At 74.1% G+C, this 17,919-nt stretch carries 7 protein-coding genes; 1 reads left to right on the top strand and 6 read right to left on the bottom strand.

What is annotated here, in order from left to right:
* Window positions 1-5 precede the first annotated feature (5 nt).
* The 4 genes from LPA54_RS06245 to LPA54_RS06230 all read right to left on the bottom strand — a co-directional run bounded on the left by LPA54_RS06245 (window position 6) and on the right by LPA54_RS06230 (window position 13,674).
* The gene (locus LPA54_RS06245) at window positions 6-2,207 is read right to left on the bottom strand and encodes a DUF4139 domain-containing protein (protein WP_228974599.1); all 2,202 of its coding nucleotides are present in this window, start codon (window positions 2,205-2,207) and stop codon (window positions 6-8) included.
* A 218-nt stretch (window positions 2,208-2,425) separates the two neighbouring features.
* Window positions 2,426-9,907, bottom strand: coding sequence for a type I polyketide synthase (locus LPA54_RS06240; protein WP_228974596.1), 7,482 nt, complete (start codon window positions 9,905-9,907; stop codon window positions 2,426-2,428).
* 78 nt (window positions 9,908-9,985) lie between these two features.
* Window positions 9,986-11,116: an SDR family oxidoreductase gene (locus tag LPA54_RS06235; RefSeq protein ID WP_228974594.1), complete on the bottom strand. Its 1,131-nt coding sequence runs from the start codon at window positions 11,114-11,116 to the stop codon at window positions 9,986-9,988.
* A 197-nt stretch (window positions 11,117-11,313) separates the two neighbouring features.
* Window positions 11,314-13,674 carry an MMPL family transporter gene (locus LPA54_RS06230; RefSeq protein WP_228974592.1) on the bottom strand — a complete coding sequence of 787 codons (2,361 nt, stop codon included), beginning with the start codon at window positions 13,672-13,674 and terminating at the stop codon, window positions 11,314-11,316.
* A 553-nt stretch (window positions 13,675-14,227) separates the two neighbouring features.
* On the opposite strand from LPA54_RS06230, the gene LPA54_RS06225 reads away from it, so the two are divergent.
* Window positions 14,228-15,775, top strand: a complete 1,548-nt coding sequence (locus LPA54_RS06225; RefSeq protein WP_228974591.1) for a serine/threonine-protein kinase — start codon at window positions 14,228-14,230, stop codon at window positions 15,773-15,775.
* On the opposite strand, the gene LPA54_RS06220 is transcribed toward LPA54_RS06225, so the two are convergent.
* Window positions 15,763-16,383: a transcriptional regulator gene (locus LPA54_RS06220; RefSeq protein ID WP_228974807.1), complete on the bottom strand. Its 621-nt coding sequence runs from the start codon at window positions 16,381-16,383 to the stop codon at window positions 15,763-15,765. The genes LPA54_RS06225 and LPA54_RS06220 overlap by 13 nt on opposite strands.
* Window positions 16,384-16,445: 62 nt before the next feature.
* Window positions 16,446-17,669, bottom strand: a complete 1,224-nt coding sequence (locus LPA54_RS06215; RefSeq protein WP_228974590.1) for a pyridoxal-phosphate dependent enzyme — start codon at window positions 17,667-17,669, stop codon at window positions 16,446-16,448.
* Window positions 17,670-17,919 lie beyond the last annotated feature (250 nt).

The following is a 17,919-nucleotide window of genomic DNA, read 5'->3' as shown; positions in this document are numbered from 1 at the left end:
GTGGGTCAGCTCCTGCGGTTGCCGCCGACCAGGGCCTTGCCGGCCGGGATGCGGATCTCGTAGCCGCCGTCGAGGGCGGCGGTGCCGCCCGCGGGGAGGTCCACCCGCCGAACGCGGGTGCCCGGGGCGTGGCGGTCGGGCCCCGTGCCGTCGTCGGGCGCGGTCCAGTCGGCCCGCTCCTCGATCCGGACGTCCGGATCGGAGGTGACGGGTACGCGTTCGCGGACCTCGACGGTGACGGGCCTCGGGAGGTTGTTGGCCAGCTCCACGCGGACGCGGTGGTCGAGCACGGTGGTGTTGCCGCGCAGGCGGGGCGTCGACTCGTGGAGGTGGGCCGTGCGGGTGACCCGGACGCCCTGGGCGGGGCCGAGCCCCAGACGCCGGACGCCGCCGGGGGCGAGCGTGGGCAGCGCCGCGGTGAGCAGGAACTCGTCGTCGAGGGTGACGTCCACCGGGCCGGCCAGCAGGGCCTGGTCGGTGGCGTTGGAGAGGACCAGCGTCGCGTACACGGTGGGTTCCACGGACGGCACGCACAGGTACTCGGTGCGCAGGCCCACGGGGATCTCCCCGACGGTGACGGTGTGCCAGGTGCCGTCGGAGGGGACTTCGGCTCGGGCGGCGCAGTCGTAGCGGTGGTCGAAGGAGCCCGCCGATTCTCGGGGCCGCACGGCGTGGCCGGGGAGCGGCAGTGCGCAGACCGCTTCGGCGCGGCGGCGGTACTCGGCCGCCACCGGGTCGGGGGTCGGGTCGGGGAACAGCCGCCCGCGGCGGTTCGGCTGCTCGTCGGGGCCGCACAGGACGAGCGCGGCGTAGTCGAGTTCGGCACCGCTCGGCCGGGGCGGCCCCGCCGCCGGGGCGGGGGGCGGGGGCGGCGCGGCCCATCCGGGAGCGCCGGGGGCCGCGGGCGTCCTGCCGCCGGTGCGCGGCCTGACGTCCGGGCCGGGCCCGCTGCGGGCCGCGGGGGCGGGGGTCGGGGCCGCGCCGGCGAAGGGCTGCGGCACGGCCCCGGCGGGCATCGCGAAGGCGGCGGGCGGCGCGCCGTACCCCTGCGGCGCCGGAGGCGGCGGCGGGCCGGGCGCGGGGCCGGCGGTCGAGGTCGCGGGAGCGGGGACGGCCGCGGCGAACGGCCCCGTGGTCACCACGCCGGTGGTCGCCGAACGCCTCGCCGCCGCGCCCGCCTCGGCGGCGCCTGGTACGGCGGCGCTCACCGCGGCAGGGCGCGGGCCCACCGCGTCGTACCCGGCGAACAGGTCGGCGAGCCCGGCCGGCGGTTCGCGCCAGCCGGACGGCGCGGGAGCCGGCTGGCGGCGTCCGACGCGGATCGAGCGGAGCCGCGGCAGGTCGGTGCCGCGCCGCAGGTCGGCGGTGGCCAGGGCGACGCGCACGCCGGTCCAGTCCTCTCCGGTGCGCTGGGCGACGGCCGCCCGCAGCAGCAGGAGGCCGTCGCTGTCGCCCTGGCGGTACGCGAGGCGGTACGTCGGCACCCAGACGGCTCCGGGCACGCCGTACTCCACCTCCACCTCCACCTCCACCTCGCAGTGGGTGGCTTCGGCGTCGGTGTCCGCGTCGGCGGGGGGCGGGCCGGTGGGGTGGGTGAGGGTGAGCAGCGCCTGGACGGTGGTGTCCACGTGCGCGTCCGGCGCGTCGGTGGAGGCGCGTGCGAGGCGGTCCTCGGCGACGCCGAGTTCGTGCTCGACGCGGCGCAGGTCCTCCTCCGACTCGGCGAGTCCGGTGTGCAGTCGGGTCAGCCGCTCGTCCACGAAGTCGGCGAGCTCCAGCCAGGCGTCGACCGGGGTCCGCCGATGGGGGTCGTCGCGCCTGCGGGCCGGCGGTACCGGGCGCAGAGCCGCGACCTCCTCGATCAGGCCCGCCTGCCGGTCCCGGCGCCCGCGCGCGGCCGTATACGCGTCACGCAGCCGCTCCACCTCCCGCCGCAGGGCCTCGGGCGTCCCCGTACCGGTACCGGTGGCGGGGTGGGACGGTTCGGCGTGGACCTCCACCCGGGCCTCGGTGACGCGCGCTCCGGAAGCGTCCACCACCCGGGCCCGCAGCGAGCCCGGGTCCAGGGCGCGCGGCAGTCCGGTCACCCGCACCCGGCCGTCCGGCGGCACACTGCCACGTGCCAGACGGCGGCAGACCGCGCCGTGCGCGTACACCACGACCGAGTCGAGGACCGAAGTCCACCCCGAAGCCGTACCAGCCGTCATGCGCCCCGCCCCCCACCACCGTGTCCCGTGCTGGGCGAAGCCTACGACGAGGTCCGTCCGCTCGTCCCCGCCTGTCGGAATGCGGGCCCGTCCGAACGCGGGGGTCATCGGCGTCGTGGTCAAGGCCCGCACCCACGACCCCGAAGCGCTGCCGGCCTCGGCACGGCCCACGGCCAGGCAGCGGGATCCGACCCGGGTCCGCGCCGGACGCGACGGTCTCAGTGCGTCAGGGCCGCTGCCCTCTCTTGGCGGGACAGGGCACGGTGCAGGCGTTCGGCGACGCCGTTCAGATGGCCGGCGGCCATGAACTCCATGAGGGGCAGTTCGCAGCCGAAGGTCTGCTGGAGGTGGACCTTGAGCTCGGCTGCCATGAGGGAGTCCAGTCCGAGGTCCGACAGCCCGGCTGAGGGGTTCACTCGTTCCGGCGTGGTGTGGAGTGTGGCGGCCGTCAGTTCGCGCAGTGTCTCCATGATGAGAGCGAGCCGCGCGGTGTCGCTTTCCGCCGCTGCGAGTCGCTGACGCAGGTCGGCCGAGGCTTGTGGATCGCGGGCGCCTGTGGTGCGCCGTAGGAGCGCGCCGAACCGGGGGCCGCCCAGGGCGGGCAGGATGTCGCTGAGGCGTTCCCACTCCATGACGCCGACGGTGACCGATGCCTCTTCGTTCCGGCTGAGGTGGCGGTCGAGCGCCGCCAACGCTGTCCGGGGGTCGATCAGTCCGATGCCTGAACGGTTGATGGTGTCGGCGAGCAGCCTACGGGCGACGTAGCCGGTGTCGCTGATACCGCCCCAGGCCAGTGCCAGGCCCGGTCGCCCTTGTGCGCGTCGGGTTCGCATCAGGCTTTCCAGGTGGAGGTTGGCGGCGGCGTAGGGCGCTTGGTGGATGTTGCCCACCAGCGCGGCGACGGAGGAGTAGACGACGAAGAAGTCCAGCTCACTGTCCCGGCTGAGTTCATCGAGGACTTCCGCGCCTCGCACCTTGGCCGCCAGGACGTCGCCGACCCGGGAGGTGTCGAGTTCGTCCAGTGGTGCGTCGTCCAGTTGCATGGCGGCGTGCACGATGCCGCGCACCGGTCGTCCCTTCCGCGCGGCCTGCTCGAACACGGCGGCGACGGCCTCGCGGTCGGTGATGTCGGCCGCATACGGGGTGACGTCCACGCCCTGTGCCCTGAGTCCGTCCAGCAGGGGGGCGGCTTCGGGGGAGGCGGCCCCGCGCCGGCCGACCAGGGCGAGGGAGCGAGCCCCACGGGCGGCGAGGTGGCGGGCGGTCGCGGCGCCCAGACCGCTGAGTCCGCCGCTGATCAGGTAGGTGGCCTCCGCATGCGGTGGTGGGATGTCGGCGGGACGGGTGAGGACGACCGGTTCCGTGTCCGGGAACGTGATGACGACCTTGCCGAGGTGCCGGGAGTGGCGCAGCGCGGACAGGGCGTCGTCGATGCGGCCGGCCGGGTGGGTCTGGTGGGGCAGGGGCCGGTACACGCCGCTCGTGATGCGGTCGGTGACCTCGGCGAAGGCTTCGGATGCCGTGTCAGGGGTGTCGGCCAGGAGGCGGGTGACGTCGACTGCGAAGTAGGCGAGGTTGTTGCGGAAGGGGGAGAGCAGCAGCGGGCTGTTGGCGTAGATGTCGCGCTTGCCGAGCTCGACGAAGCGGCCTCCGGGCCGCAGGCATTCCAGGCTGCGGCCGACGGCCTCGCCCGCGAGGGAGTTGAGGACGACGTCCACGCCTCCATCGGTGTGCGCGGTGACGTCGTGGGCGAACGACACGCTGCGGGAGTCGAAGACGTGCTCGACGCCGAGGGCGTGCAGCAGGTCCCGCTTTGCGGGGCTGCCCGCTGTGGCGATGACGCGGGCGCCGATGTGCTGCGCGTGGCGCAGTGCGGCCAGTCCGATGCCGCCGGCCCCGCCGTGTACCAGCACGGTCTGCCCCGGCAGCAGGTGTGCGCACCGCTCCAGAGAGTGCAGGACGGTGAGGTAGACGGCGGGCAGCGTCGCGGCCTGCGCGTAGCTCATGGTGCCGGGGATCAGCCCGGTCTGTCGGGCGTCGACGGTGACGTGGGAGGCCAGTGTGCCGTGCCCGAAGGCGTAGACGCGGTCGCCGACGGACCGGGACGTCACTCCCGGTCCGACCGCGACGACGTCGCCGGCGCACTCCAGACCGAGCTGCGGTCCGCCGGCGGTCGCCGGTTCGGCGCCGGGCGGGAGCAGGCCCTGGGCGAGCATCACGTCGCGGTAGTTCAGGGCGGCGGCCCGCACCCGTACCACGATCTCCCCTGCTCCGGGGGTGCGTTCCTGCGCGGGTTCCCAGACCAGGCGGGGTGTGCGGCCGGCCCGTGCGAGGCGCAGACGGTAATGCTCACCTGGACGGGCGGGGGACGCCGGTGGCGGACAGGCGGTCACCCGGGGCACGAAGCGGCCGTGCTCTGCCAGCACCACCTCGTCCTCCTCGTCGGCGCGCAGGAGTTCGCGCACGAGCCGGCCGGCGTCCTCGTCGGGGGTGCCCGTCGGGTGGAGGGCGACTCGACGCACGGTGAGGAGGGGGCGTTCGTTGGCCAGGACGCGGCCGATTCCCCATGCTGCGGCGTGGAGCGGGGAAGCCGTGGTGCTGGTCTCGGGCGCCGGGAAGAGGCCGGTCGGGCCGGTGACCACCCAGAGGGCGGACCGTCCGTCGGATGCCGGGGTGCACAGACCCGCAGCCGTTTTGATCAGGTCGGCGGATCGCGCGATCGTATCGGTGGCGTTCGGTACCTCACCGCCCGCGAGCTCCGGCAGCATGACGACAGCCCGTAGCGGCCCGGGACAGCCTTGCGCTGCCTCCAGGTCGCTGGTTTCCACGTCGGCCGCCGACAGCAGCAGGGACCGGGCGCCGGCACCTTCCAGCGTTTCCTGGATGTGGCGGGCCGCCGGGTGGCCGCCGACGCCGGTGATGAGCAGCCACGTACCGCCATCGGCGCCGGCGGGCGCGGGGGTGGGCCTCGGTACAGGCGTCTGCTGCGCGGTGGCGGCCCGTCGGGCCAGCAGCAAGGAGTAGTCCTCGTCGGCCTCGGCCTGCCGGGTCCCCGTGCGGGTGACGGCCTCGAACCCGGAGGCGGTCAGCACGGCGGGCCAGGCCTCCCGGGACAGGAGCGGTCCCGTGGTGCGCGATTCGGTGTCGGTGAAGGACCAGAACTGCTCCAGCAGGCCGAAGCACGGGCCGAGGATGTCCCCGTCGTGGCTTTCGAGGGCCATCAGGTGCCCGCCGGGAGCCAGCAGGCGGGCGAGACGGGTGCACGCGGCACGCACGTCCCGGGTGGCATGGAGCACGTTGGCCGCCACCACCAGGTCGAACTCGCCGGCGCCGAAGCCCTGGTCGGTCGGGTCGGCGTCGAGGTCGAGGGCGCGGTAGGTGACGAAGTCGTAGGCGGCGAAGCGGGCCTGGGCCCGCGGGAAGTAGCCGGCCGAGACGTCACTGTAGACGTACTCGGTGAGGTGAGCGGGCAGCAGCGGCAGCAGGTGGCCGGTGAGGCCGCCGGTCCCGGCGCCGACCTCGAGGATCCGCAAGGGCCGCCCTCGGGGCCAGTCGCGGAGCATGTGGTCGAGCTGGATCGCTGCGAGACGGCCGTGCAGGCGCAGTTGCGGGCTGTCCGTGTAGAAGGCTTCCGCCAAGTGGCGGTCGGCTTCGCCGAACAGCAGCTCGCGCGCGTCGGTCCGGCCGGTGAGCACGTCGGTGAGGTGGACGCCGCACCGGGCGTAGACGGCGATGGCCGTGATCCAGTCGGGGAACCGGTCGGCCAGGCGCTGGGTCAGCGCCTGCGGTTCGGGCCTCCCGGCCGGTCGCCACCTCGGCTCAAGGGCATCCGGCGCGCGGACCGGTTCCAGCAGGCCGGCCCGTTCGGCCAGCCGGGCCAGCATCCGGGTGTACGGCAGGTGGTGCGGCCGCACGCCGGCGGCCAGCAGCTCGGGAGCGCCGAAGTCCCCGCCGTGCGGCAGCAGGCGCGCGAAGGCGGCCGCCGCCCAGTGACCCGCGGTGAGCTTCACCTCGGGGGCGAAGGCGGAGTAGCCGTCGGTGTGCTCCGCCTCCACGCGGGTGCGCTGCTCCTCGGTCGCGGCCACGGCGTCCCCCGGCGCGGGCCAGGGGCAGCGGTCGCCACGGGGCTCGTGGTGTCCGGCGGCGCGCAGCACCTGCGTCAGCTCCTGGAGGTGGGCCGGGCTCGCGCCTGCCGCCTCGACCCCGCGCAGTCGGCAGCCGGTCAGCTCGGCGCAGACGGTACCGTCCTCGGCCGTGACGCTGATGTCGGCGAGCACGTCCGGCCCGGCCAGCTCGCGGAGCCGGGCGTGTACGAACCCTTCCGCGGGCAGCTGGTGCCAGACCCGGACGGTCGAGAAGCCGGTCGGGAGGAACATCCGCTCGCCCGCCGTCGCGGCCAGCAGGGGCGCCAGAGCCTGCAGCGCGCCGTCCAGGACCACCGGATGCGCCTCGAAGGCGGAGCGGTCGTCGCCCGGAGCCAGTCGGAATCCGGCGAGAACTTCGGCCTCACCCAGGTGCAGCCGGGTGAGGACCCGGAAACGGGCGCCGTAGGCGAGCCCCGCCCGGGCCGTACCGTCGTAGTGGGTGGCGGCATCGACCGCCGGTCCGGACAGGCGCGCACGCACCGCGGCGACGTCGAGCGGGGCGGGGGCCGGTGCCACGCAGCGCCGGACCCGTCCGCGGGCGTGCGCTGTCCAGTCGTCGGTTGCCGTCCTTCGTGAGGCGAACCAGGCGATGCCGTCCTCCGGGGACAGCGACGTCTGCACCGTGACGCTGCTCGGGTCGTCGGCACCGGGCAGCGTCAGGGGGCGCAGGATCATGAGGTCGGTGACCTCGCAGCCGGTCCCCAGCCCACTCCGGCCGGCGGCGAGGAACGCTTCGACGTAGCAGGCCCCGGGCACGACGACACTGCCGTCCACCTGGTGGTCGGCCAGCCAGGCGAGGCGGCTGGTACCGAGGTTCTGGTGCCAGGACGGCTCGGCGACGGCGGCACGCCGACCGAGCAGGGGGTGCACGAGGGTCTTGTCCTGGGGAACGGACACCCACCAGTCGGGACCGCCGTTGTAGCAGCGCTCGCGCTGGAAGGGGTAGGGCGGCAGCGACACGACGCGGCCCTTGCCGGCGGCCTGTCCGCCGGGCCGGTCTCCGGCGGCGATCAGGCGGGTGGCTCCGCGCCGCACCGAGGCGGTGGCGGGCCGGTCACGACGGCACAGCGCCACCGTCGCGTCGGCGCCCACGAGTCGACGCAGGTAGCCGGACAGTACGGTGTGCGGTCCGATCTCCACGAACCGGGTGCAACCGTCGTCGGCCAGTGCACGTACGGCGTCGGCGAACAGCACCGGCTCGCGCACGTTGCGCCACCAGTACGCGGCGTCGAGCAGCTCGCCCTCCGCGGGACCGCCGGTGACGGTGGAGACGAAGTCGCAGCGGTGCGGGGCGGGGCGGAGCCGGCCGAGGCGGTCTGCCAGGTCCTGTCGCACCGTGTCCATGGCCCGGCTGTGGAAGGCGTAGTCGAGGTCGAGCTCACGGAAGAAGACCTCCCGCCCCGCCAATTCCCGTCCGAGCTCGGCGAGGGCCGCGGCGTCTCCGGCGAGCGTGACGTCGTGGCCGCTGTTGACGCCGGCGAGTTCGATACGTCCGTCCCGGGAAGCCAGCTCCTTCCGGGCGTCCTCCAGCCCGAGGCCGACGGCGGCCATGCGTCCCGTCCCCTTGGTGAGTGCCTGGACCTCGCTGCGGGCCACCACCACCCGGCACGCCTGGGCCAAGTCCAGGCAACCGCTCGCGTACGCCGCCGCGATCTCACCGACACTGTGGCCCGTCACAGCGTCCGGCTCGATGCCGTACGACGCCAGCAACCGGACCAGTGCCGCCTGCACCGTGAACAACAGCGGCTGAGCCACCTCGGTCAGATCGAGCCGGGGCGCACCGGCGGCGAGTTCGTCGATCACCGACCAGCCCAGCAGCGGTGCCATCTCCGCGTCGACCCGCTGTGCCGCCGCGGCGAAGACGGGCTCGTCGCGCAGCAGGTCCACGGCCATGCCCGGCCACTGGGCGCCGTTGCCGCTGAAGACGAAGGCCACCTTCCCCGACCGGGCCACCACGTCGGTGACGGCACGGTCGCTCTCCTCCCCCGCGGCCAGGGCGAACAGGGCGTCCGCCGCCTCCCCCGGAGTGGCGGCCAGGACGGCGGCGCGGTGTTCGTGTCGCCGCCGCCGTGCCGTGGCGGTGTAGGCGACGTCCGGGAAGTCTGTGTCCTCGGTGAACTGGAGGTGCTGGGCCAGCCGTTCGCACGACGCCCGCAGTGCCGCGGGTGTGCGGGCCGAGACGACGACGGGCAGGGCCCGTCGGGTGCCGTCACCCTGGTGATCGGGCCGGGTACGGCTGGGGGCGTCAAGGTCCGCGGCTGCCAGCACGACGTGGGCGTTGGCGCCGCCGAACCCGAAGGAGTTCACACCAGCGACGAGCGGACCGCCGCCTTCCAGCGCCTGCGGGCGGGTCACCGGCCGCAGGTTGAGTCCGTCGAAGTCGATGGCCGGGTTGAGTTCGTCCGCGTGCAGCAGGGCGGGCACCTGTCGGTGGCGCAGCACGAGGAGTGCCTTCAGCAGGCCCGCGATGCCGGACGCGGCCTCCAGGTGGCCGATGTTGGTCTTGACCGTGCCGATCGGCAGTGCTCCCCGTCGGCGTCCGGTGCCCAGGGCACGACCGATGGCCAGGGCCTCCAGAGGATCGCCGACGGGAGTACCCGTACCGTGCGCCTCCAGGTAGGACACGTCGTCGGGAGACAGCCCGGCCCGGTCGTACACCTCGCGCAGCAGCGCCTCCTGGGCCTCGCTGCTGGGAAGGGCGAGGCCGGGGGTGCGGCCGTCGTTGTTGGTGCCGCTCGCCACGATCACCCCGTGGACGCGGTCCCCGTCCGCGCGGGCGTCGGACAGCCGCTTGAGCAGCACCAGCCCGCCTCCCTCGGCCCGCACGAACCCGTCGGCGCGCGCCGAGAAGGCCCGGCAGCGACCGGTCGGCGACAGCATGGACGCCGCCGAGAACCCCGCGAAGCCCTGCGGGTTGAGCAGGATGTTGACGCCTCCCGCGACAGCGGCCCCGGCCCGCCCCGCGCGCAGGTGCTCGCACGCCTGATGAACCGCGGTCAGGGCGGAGGAGCAGGCGGTGTCGACCATGACGGACTGCCCGCGCCAGTCGAAGAAGTGCGACAGCCGGTTGGCGGCGATGGCCCCGGCCATGCCGGTGACCGTGTAGGCGTTGCCCGATTCCGGGACGCAGGACTGCAGCTCGCCGTAGTCCCGGCTGGAGCAGCCGATGAAGACGGCGGTGTCGGAACCCTCCAGCCGGGCCGCGTCCACGGCCGCGTCGTCGAGGGCCTCCACGGCCATCTCCAGCAGCAGCCGCTGCTGCGGGTCCATCCGGGCGGCCTCCCGCGGGGAGATCCCCTGGAAGTACGAGGTGTCGAAGCCCGCGATGTCGTCGAGGAAGCCGCCCGCGGCCGTGTACGACCACCCCGGCCGACGCGCCGCGTCCACGAAGTCGCCTACGGGAAAGCGATCGACGGGGACCTCACCGACGACGTCCCGGCCCGCCGACAGGACGGCCCACAGGTCGTCGGGGGTGTGGATGCCACCGGGCAGCCGGCAGGCCGTTCCGACGATGGCGACGGCTTCTTCCGACCAGGCCGGCATGCGCAAGGACACAGAACGACTCCGAAGACGTGCAGAGGGTGGGTGAAAGAAGGGCGACGGGAGTCCGCCGGCGGACCCGGACGGCTCTCGTCAGACGGGCATGCCGGCGTGAGCCGTGAAGCCGAGAGCGCCGCGGAGGAACGCGGCGTCGATGGGCGCGGGCTCCTCGAGAGGGGGTGTCGCGGCGAGCGCGTGGGAGCGGTCGTATGTGCGCTGGTGGCGGCAGTAGCTGAGGAAGCCGGTGAGGTGTGCGGCGATGTGGCGCTCGGCCTCCGTCGCGTCCTGGACGTCACCGGTGACGCACTCGATCCGCAGGCCCGGGTACTGCTGTTCCAGCACGGTGAACAGGTCCTTGACCGTGGTGTTCTGCCCGTGCACCACGTGGAAGGTGCGGGCTCCCCCGCCTCCGTCGTGGTCCGCGTCGTGTCCGATGCGGACCATGGTTTCCGTGGCGTAACGGTCAGGAACGATGTTCAAAGCGGCATCCGGAGAAGCGGCCAGGCGCAGACGTACCTGGGTACCGTGGGGTCGCTGCGCCGGGATGCCGGGCGCGCCGCCTCGCGCCACGGCCTCGACCATCGATCCGAGCACCGAGAGCGGGTGACCCGCCCTGTCGCCCGACTGCGGGCGGTCGTTCGCGACGATGCCGGGCCGCAGCACCACCACCGGCCGCCGGTAGCGGTCCGCCCACTGGCGCACCGCCTTCTCCGCCTCGAACTTCGAGGCGTCGTAATGCGTCTCGAATCCGCACGCGTCCGACAGTTCGCTCTCCGTGACGCGCCCGCCGGGACGGGCACCGGCAACGGCCATCGTGCTCAGGTGGACCAGTCGGCAGTGAGCTGCCGTCAGCTCCATGAAGTCCAGGATGCGCGCCGTGCCGTGCACATTGACCCGGAACAGCCGCTCCCGCTCGCCGGTGAGTGCGATGTCACCCGCGCAGTGCCATACCGCGTCCACCTCATGGGCGATACGCGCGTACAGCGCCGGCGGCAGACCCAGCCACGGTTCGGTGACATCACCACTGACGCACCGCAGACGGGCCGGATGGCCGGCCTCGGCCACGTCCTCACCGTGAGCTTTCAGGGCGTCGAGCACACGGCCGCGAAAGTGGGCCGGAGTTCCGCGGCCCAGGGCGATCACGCTTTCGTCACGGGTGGTCAGGAGGGCATGGGCGACACGGGACCCGAGGAAGCCGGTGGCACCGGTCAGCAGAACCGTCACGACACCCAGCATGATCGATACAGGCGATCCCAGTCAAAACTGACTGTAGTCATGTGACTACGGATTCGCCCATCTGCTCGGCTCCTCCGGCGTCGTGCCACCGACCGGGCAGATGCGGTGGTGTGCGTTGCACAGCCGGCGGCCGGTCGCCGCCGGCAGCGAAAGGTGGCTGTGCCGCAGTCCCCTCCGGCGCGTGCTCATCGCGTGCTCGTGGCGGCGGGAGGCCGCGTCGCTCCGGCCCGCCGACGAGCCGCCGGGGTCCACCAGTTCGCCGGGCCCGCCAGTTGCATCACCGCCGGCACGAGGACACCTCGTACGACGGTGGCGTCGAGGACGACGATGGCGGCCATCGTTGCTCCGAGGACCACCAGCAGGCGGACCTCGGACACCACCAGCGCGCCCATGCTGACGGTCACGACCAGCGCGGCGGCGGTGAACAAGCGACCGGTGTGTTCGATGCCGAACACGATGGAGGCGGTGTTCCGCCCGGTGCGCCGCCACTCCTCGGCCATGCGGGCGACGAGGAAGACCTCGTAGTCCACGCAGAGTCCGAACGCCAGGGCGGCAGCCAGCAGCAGCATGGTGATCTCCAGCGTCCCCTCGCCGCCCCCAGCCGGAGGGCCGAGGAGTTGCAACTGCTGGAAAAGCAGGACCATCAGCCCGAGCGCCGCGCCGATACTCAGCCCGCCGAGGACCGCGGCTTTCACCGCGACCAGGAGGCTTCTGGTGAAGACCAGCAGCATCACGAACACACCGCTGAGCATCAGTGCCGACCACCAGCCGAGCGCGTCGGTCACGGCCTTCCTGGTGTCGGCCAGCTGCACTGCGGTACCCGCCACCTGCGCGGGTCCTGGCGCCGGAGCGGCGCGTACGGCATTGACCAGGTCGGCGGTCTGCCGGGATTGGGTAGGGCCCGCCGTGAACACCATCACCAGCGTGCCATGCTGCTCGGTGGCCTTCTCGGCGCGTCGGGCTTCGATGAGCCTGCCGGCGGCGTAGTCGCCCGCGCCGGTGCTCACCCGGACCGTGCCGGGCAGGGCCGACAGGTGCCTGGCGTAGGCATCCAGATCATTCGCTCGGGCCACCGGGTTCGTACGCGGCAACACGACCGTCAGCTGTCGCTCGGGCGGATGGGGAAAGGCTTCGCGGATGGCCTGTGAGGTGGTCCGCGCCTCGGCATGGGGCGGCAGGATGCTCTCGTCCATCAGGGCGGGCCGCAGCCAGAGGACGGGTGCCGCAAGCCCCAGCAGCAGGACGGAACCGGCCGCAGCCCACACCAAGGGCCGCCCGGTCACGGTGACGGCGATGCGCCGCCAACCCGACCCGGCCGCCGACTTGCCGGCGAACCGACGCCATGGCGGGCGCCGCGACACGGCCAGGCCGTCGATGCGCCCGCCCAGAGCGGCCACCAAGGCAGGAAGCAGGAACAGGGTGCCCACCACGCAGAACACGACGACGATGAGCGAGGCGATGGCCAGCGACCGGATCAGCCCCAGAGGAAAGACGAGCAGCGCAGCCATGCACCACGCCATGGTCATGGCACAGAAGACCACCGCCCGTCCGGTGCTGGACATCGCCCGTCCGACAGCCTCCTCGGCCTCCAGACCACGGGCGCGCTCCTCGCGATACCTGGAGAGAGTGAACAGTGCGTAGTCCACGGCCAGGCCGAAGCCAAGGGCACAGCTGAGATTGACGGCGAAGACCGTCACCGGGGTCAGCTGGGACACGACCGACAGCACCGCCAGCGTTCCCGACGCCGCGGTCGCACCGATCGCCACGGGTACGAGCGTGGCACGCAAGGACCCGAAGGCCAGTGCCAGGACGAGCAGGACCAGAGGCAGGTTGAACAGCTCGGAGTGCAACAAGTCGCGTTGGGCCTGGTCGGTGGCGGTGACGTTGACCCAGGCAGGTCCGCTCGCCGAGATGGTCAGTTCCGGAGCGGCGGCGCGCAAGGACGGCACCACATCACGAGCCGTGCGAGCAGCAGCGGAGTCGTCGCCCTCGAGGTCCATCCGGAGCAGCGCGCCGCGACCGTCGGCCTCGCGCAGCGGGTCCAGCCCAGTGGTCCAGTACGAGAGCGCGGAAGCCACGCCGGGTGACCGCGCGGCGAGCTCGGTCACCCTCCTGCCCTGCCGCGTCACGTCGGGCGAGTCGACCGATCGGCTGGAACGGATGTGGAGGATCAGGTCGGGCGTGCCGGCGGCGTACCGCTGGGCGGTGCGCTCAGCGTCCTGAGCGGCCGTTCCGCCGGCGCTGTAGCCGCCGTTCGACCACCGGTCGCCCGCGCTCACGCCCGTCACGGCGCCCATGACGAGCAGGCAGGCCGCCGCGCCGATCACCCACCAGCGGTGACCGTAGGACCAGCGCGCCACCCTGCCCAGCAGGTCCATCCGCGGCGCGACGGGAGATCCCGGGCGAGCTGCCGCGTGCGGACGGTCCGGGTCGGCGATGGGACCGGAGGGAACCGGCGCCTCGGCACCGGGCGGATCGGTGGTGGGGGACGCCTCGGTGACCCCCGTCTGCCGGGGAGCGGCGGTTCCGACGGGCTTGTCGGTCATCGGGCACGCTGTCCCTTCAGATGGCCGGTACATCAGGGTCGCCTGCTGGGCCTTTCAGGCTCCTGCCCAACGTCGGGCCGAGGCGGTGGACACGGCATCTCACCCGTGCGAGTGCCGCTTCGGCACATCGTCGACGGCTTCCCAAAGCAGCTTGCCGCGACGCTGGTCACCGGATGCGACGGGTCCGGCAGCGGCCCGAAGGCGCCGGGGCGGCGGAGCCATGCCGCGGAGGCGGCGCCCAGGGTGTCGGCGCCCGACGCCACGGAGTTCCCCGGCGCCCTGTGACCTGCCGGCGGGCCGGAGCGGTTCGCGCTCCCGGGCAGTCGGGCGGTGGCCGGAGGGCGGACCGAACCCGACTTTCCGCTCCCCGCACGGATGTCCTCGCCCTGAGGGGGCACGCGTAGTCCGTGCTCGCACACGGGCGGGGCCGCGGCCTGCCGTCCGGCGCCGGGTGCCGCCCGGCCGGTACGCGGTCGGGCGTCGGCCCGGCCCGGCACGGAGATCCGTGGGCGGGCGGCCGGAGGAAGGTGTCAGCGGAACGCAGGGAGCACAGATGAAGGTCCGCCCGTGGTCCATCCGACCGGATCTCCGGCTCACGGCCCACGTGGTCGCCGGCCGCTACCGGCTCGACGACCTGCTCGGGCGCGGTGGTGCGGCGGACGTGTACGAGGGACTGGACCTGCGCCTGCGGCGACCGGTGGCGGTGAAGGTGTTCCGGCCGCAGGACGCGGCCCAGACGGAGGAGCGCTTCGACCACGAAGGCCGTCTGCTGGCCCGGCTGGAGCACCCCGGGCTGGTCACGGTGTACGACTCGGGTCAGGAGGACGGACAACCGTACCTGGTGATGCAGCTCATCAAGGGCACGACGCTGCGCCGGCGCATCGCCGCGGCCCCCCTGACGCCCGGCGAGGCCGCCCGGACCGGCGCCGCCTTGGCCTCGGTCCTGGCGCACATCCACGCGGCCGGTGTCGTGCACCGCGACGTCAAGCCGTCGAACATACTGCTGGACGAGACGGGCTCCCCGCACCTGACCGACTTCGGCATCTCCCGACTGTTGGACACCACCGCCCGCACCACCACCGGCACGCTGGTGGGGACGGCCGCTTACATGGCCCCCGAACAGGTCCTCGGCAGGGGGGCCGGGCCGGCCGCGGACGTCTACAGCCTCGGCCTGGTGCTCCTGGAGGCCCTGAAGGGCGAACTGGAGTACGGGGGCGCCCCGTTGGAGGCCGCGGTCGCGCGGCTGCACCGGCCGCCGGCCATCCCGCCGGACCTGCCGCACGGCCTCGCCGGGCTGCTGGAGGCCATGACGGATCCGGACGAGAACAGCCGGCCGGACGCCGACGCCTGCTCCGGGGCGCTGGCCGCCGTACCGGGCGCGCAGCTGATGCCGTACCTCCCGGACGGCGGACCGCCGGGCGACGACCGGGACCCGGTGGCCGACACCCGGCGGTCGGAGGCCGTGGACGCGCGCACCGGCGGCGCCGCCGTCGCTCCCGTCGCCGCGGCGCCCCCGAGGGGCGGGAACGTGGCGCCGAGGCCGGTTCCCACGGCGTCCGCCGCACCGGCGCCCTCGTCGGCGTTCCGTACCGGCCGGGCCCTGTTGACGGCGGGCGCGGCGCTGGCGGTGCTCGGGGTCACCCTGACCGGGTCGATCGACGGCCGCCCCGCCGAGGGCGAGGACGCGGTGTCTCGGCCACCGCGCCACGCCGTGACGGAGCCGCCGTCGGCGGACGATCCGCGCCCCTCGCCCTCCGCGCCGGTGGTGCCCGCCTCCGACGCGGGCCCGGGGGCGAAGCGCACCGCCGACAGCTTCGCGGGGGCGACCGGAAGGACCGGCGCGACCACCGGCGAGCGCCCCGGTGCCGGCGCCCCTGCCGGCACCGGGGCCGGTGGCGACGGGGCCCGCGCCTCCCACCGGGGCGGGCAGGGCGGTCCGCGGGGCAACGCGGCGGGAGGTCCGGCGCACGACGGCAAGCCGGGCGCGCGGCCGAAGGAGGGCAAGCCGCCGGAGGACGCCGGGGCGTCGGGTCAGGGGCAGGGTCAGGGCCAGGGTCAGGGGAATGGTCGGCAGTCGTCGGCCGGCGGTCAGCGCAGGTAGTTGTAGACGGTGGCCCGGGAGACGCCCAGCAGGTCGGTGAGCGCCTGCACGGAGTGCTTCACCCGCAAGTAGCCCCGGTCCTTGAGCGAACGGACGAGTTCGCGCCGGGCGGCCGCGTCCAGCCCGCGCGGCGTACTGCCCCGGGCGGCGGCGAACTCCTCGACTGCTTCCCGCAGTTCGGCCGTCGTCTGCGCACGCAGGGTCTCCTCCACCGGCTCGTCCCGGAGGTCGGTGCGCACGAGGTTGGCGAGGGTTCGGGCCGCGGTGCCGAGGAGGGACACGTCGAGGTTGAGGCAGATGGCCGCCACGTACTCGCCGCGGCCGTTCTTGAGCCCGATCGACGTGCTCTTGGCGGGCCGGCCGTCGGGGAAGCTGTTGGGGTAGTTCTGGAGGATGCCGGGGTAGTCCGGGTCCTTGACGCGGGCGAGTCCGAGTTCGGTGGCGGCGTCCCCGACCCGCCGGCCGGAGAGGTTGTTCTCGATGGCGCGCACGGCGTGGCGCGGGTCGCGCAGGTCGTGCAGCACCACCTCGCACAGCCCGGGGAACATGCCGCCCAGCGCGGTGACGATCTTCTCGGCCTCGCGCAGCAGCAGGTCGTCCTCACTGATCCGCGGGACGGGTGGGGGCGAGGCGCGTTCCGGCGCGGGTGCGCAGTCGTCGGGGCCGGCCGTCACGCGGCGCCCTCCCCGGCGGTCGGGACACCGGTGTCGGCAGCGGTACCGGCGTGGCCGTCGATGCCGCTGCCCGTCGCGGTCGACGCCAGCAGACGGTCCGTCGCCGCCGGGGCCTTGAGCCCCGAGCCCGTCAGCACCACCACCGTCGTCTCGCCGTCCCGGATCGCTCCCCGCGCCCGGAACAGCGACACCGCGGCGGCGGCGGTGGCGCTGGTGGGTTCCGCGTACAGGCCCGACGCCGCGAGACGCCGGGCGGCGGCCATGATGGCCTCCTCGGACACCGCGACGGTGTCACCTCCCGAGCGGTGGATCGCGTCGAGGACCTCCGACTTCCGCACCGGCTCCCGGATCGACGTTCCCTCGGCGATCGTCGGTCCGAAGGCGGGCGCCGGCAGGCCCTGGAACGCCGCGTGCAGCGGAGCGCAGGCCGCGGGCTGCGCCACGAGCAGTCGGGGCAGCCGGGGGATCCGCCCGGCGGCGAGCAGTTCGGAGAAGCCGAGGTCGCAGCCGAGGACGATGCTGCCGGCCCCCGCGACCGTGACAACGGCGTCGGGGGCCCGGAAGCCGAGGTCCTCCCACAGTTCGTAGGCGAGGGTCTTGGTGCCCTGGAGGAAGAACGGGTGCCAGTTGTGCCCCGCGTAGCAGGTGCCGGCCGATCGGCGCAGGGCCTCGGCGGCGGTCTCGTCGCGGCCGCCCGGCACCGTTTCCACGGCGGCGTCGTACGCCCGGGTCTGGAGGACCTTCGCCGGCGACGTGCCCTCGGGGACGAGGATGGTGACACGGATCCCTGCCGCGGCGCCGTAGGCGGCGACGGACGACCCGCCGTTGCCCGAGCTGTCCTCGACCACCCGGCGCACCCCGCTCGCGGCGAGCGCGGAGACCATGACGCTGCTGCCCCGGTCCTTGAAGCTGCCCGTGGGGCTGAACCACTCCAGCTTGAACAGGACCCGCTCGCCGTCCCAGACCCTTTCGACCAGCGGGGTGAGACCCTCGCCGAGGCTGACGGGCCGCTCCGCGCAGACGGCCGGCAGCGCCGCCCGGTACCGCCAGAGCGAACGGGTGCCGGTGTCGACGTCCGAGGGGGCGAGGCCGGGCAGGGGCGACACGGTCAGCGGCGCGCCGTCGTCGCCGCGCCAGCGCAGCGGGTCCGGCTCGTAGGTACGGCCGGAGCGGGCGTCGACGAGGCGCGGGCTCGTCCCCGGGGGTTCTCGGCGCTGCACGGCGGGCTCCTTCCTCGCGTCGACCGGGCGCCGACGACTTGGACACGCTATCCATCTTTGGACAGAACATCCAAGCCGAGCGGGACATCCAAGCCGAGCGGGACAACCAACCCTCTCCCCCGCCGTCCGGCCGACGGGCGCCCAACAGGAGGGGAGCCCGGGCGACCTCCACCCCGGCCGGCCTGACCGTGCAGAGGCCGCCGCGCTCGGCCCTCACGCCCGTCACCCGAGCCGGGTGCCCGGAGCGGGG

It is taken from the genome of Streptomyces sp. DH12, from assembly GCF_020873895.1.
Taxonomy (GTDB): Bacteria; Actinomycetota; Actinomycetes; order Streptomycetales; family Streptomycetaceae; genus Streptomyces.
The sequence above is the reverse complement of the archived record's forward strand: the minus strand, read 5'-3'. Positions and strand labels throughout refer to the sequence as shown.

Excerpts from the sequence above, each read along its gene's own strand:
- LPA54_RS06245 (WP_228974599.1), bottom strand. The coding sequence starts at position 2,207 with ATGACGGCTGGTACGGCTTCGGGGTGGACTTCGGTCCTCGACTCGGTC.
- LPA54_RS06230 (WP_228974592.1), bottom strand. The coding sequence starts at position 13,674 with ATGACCGACAAGCCCGTCGGAACCGCCGCTCCCCGGCAGACGGGGGTC.
- LPA54_RS06225 (WP_228974591.1), top strand. The coding sequence starts at position 14,228 with ATGAAGGTCCGCCCGTGGTCCATCCGACCGGATCTCCGGCTCACGGCC.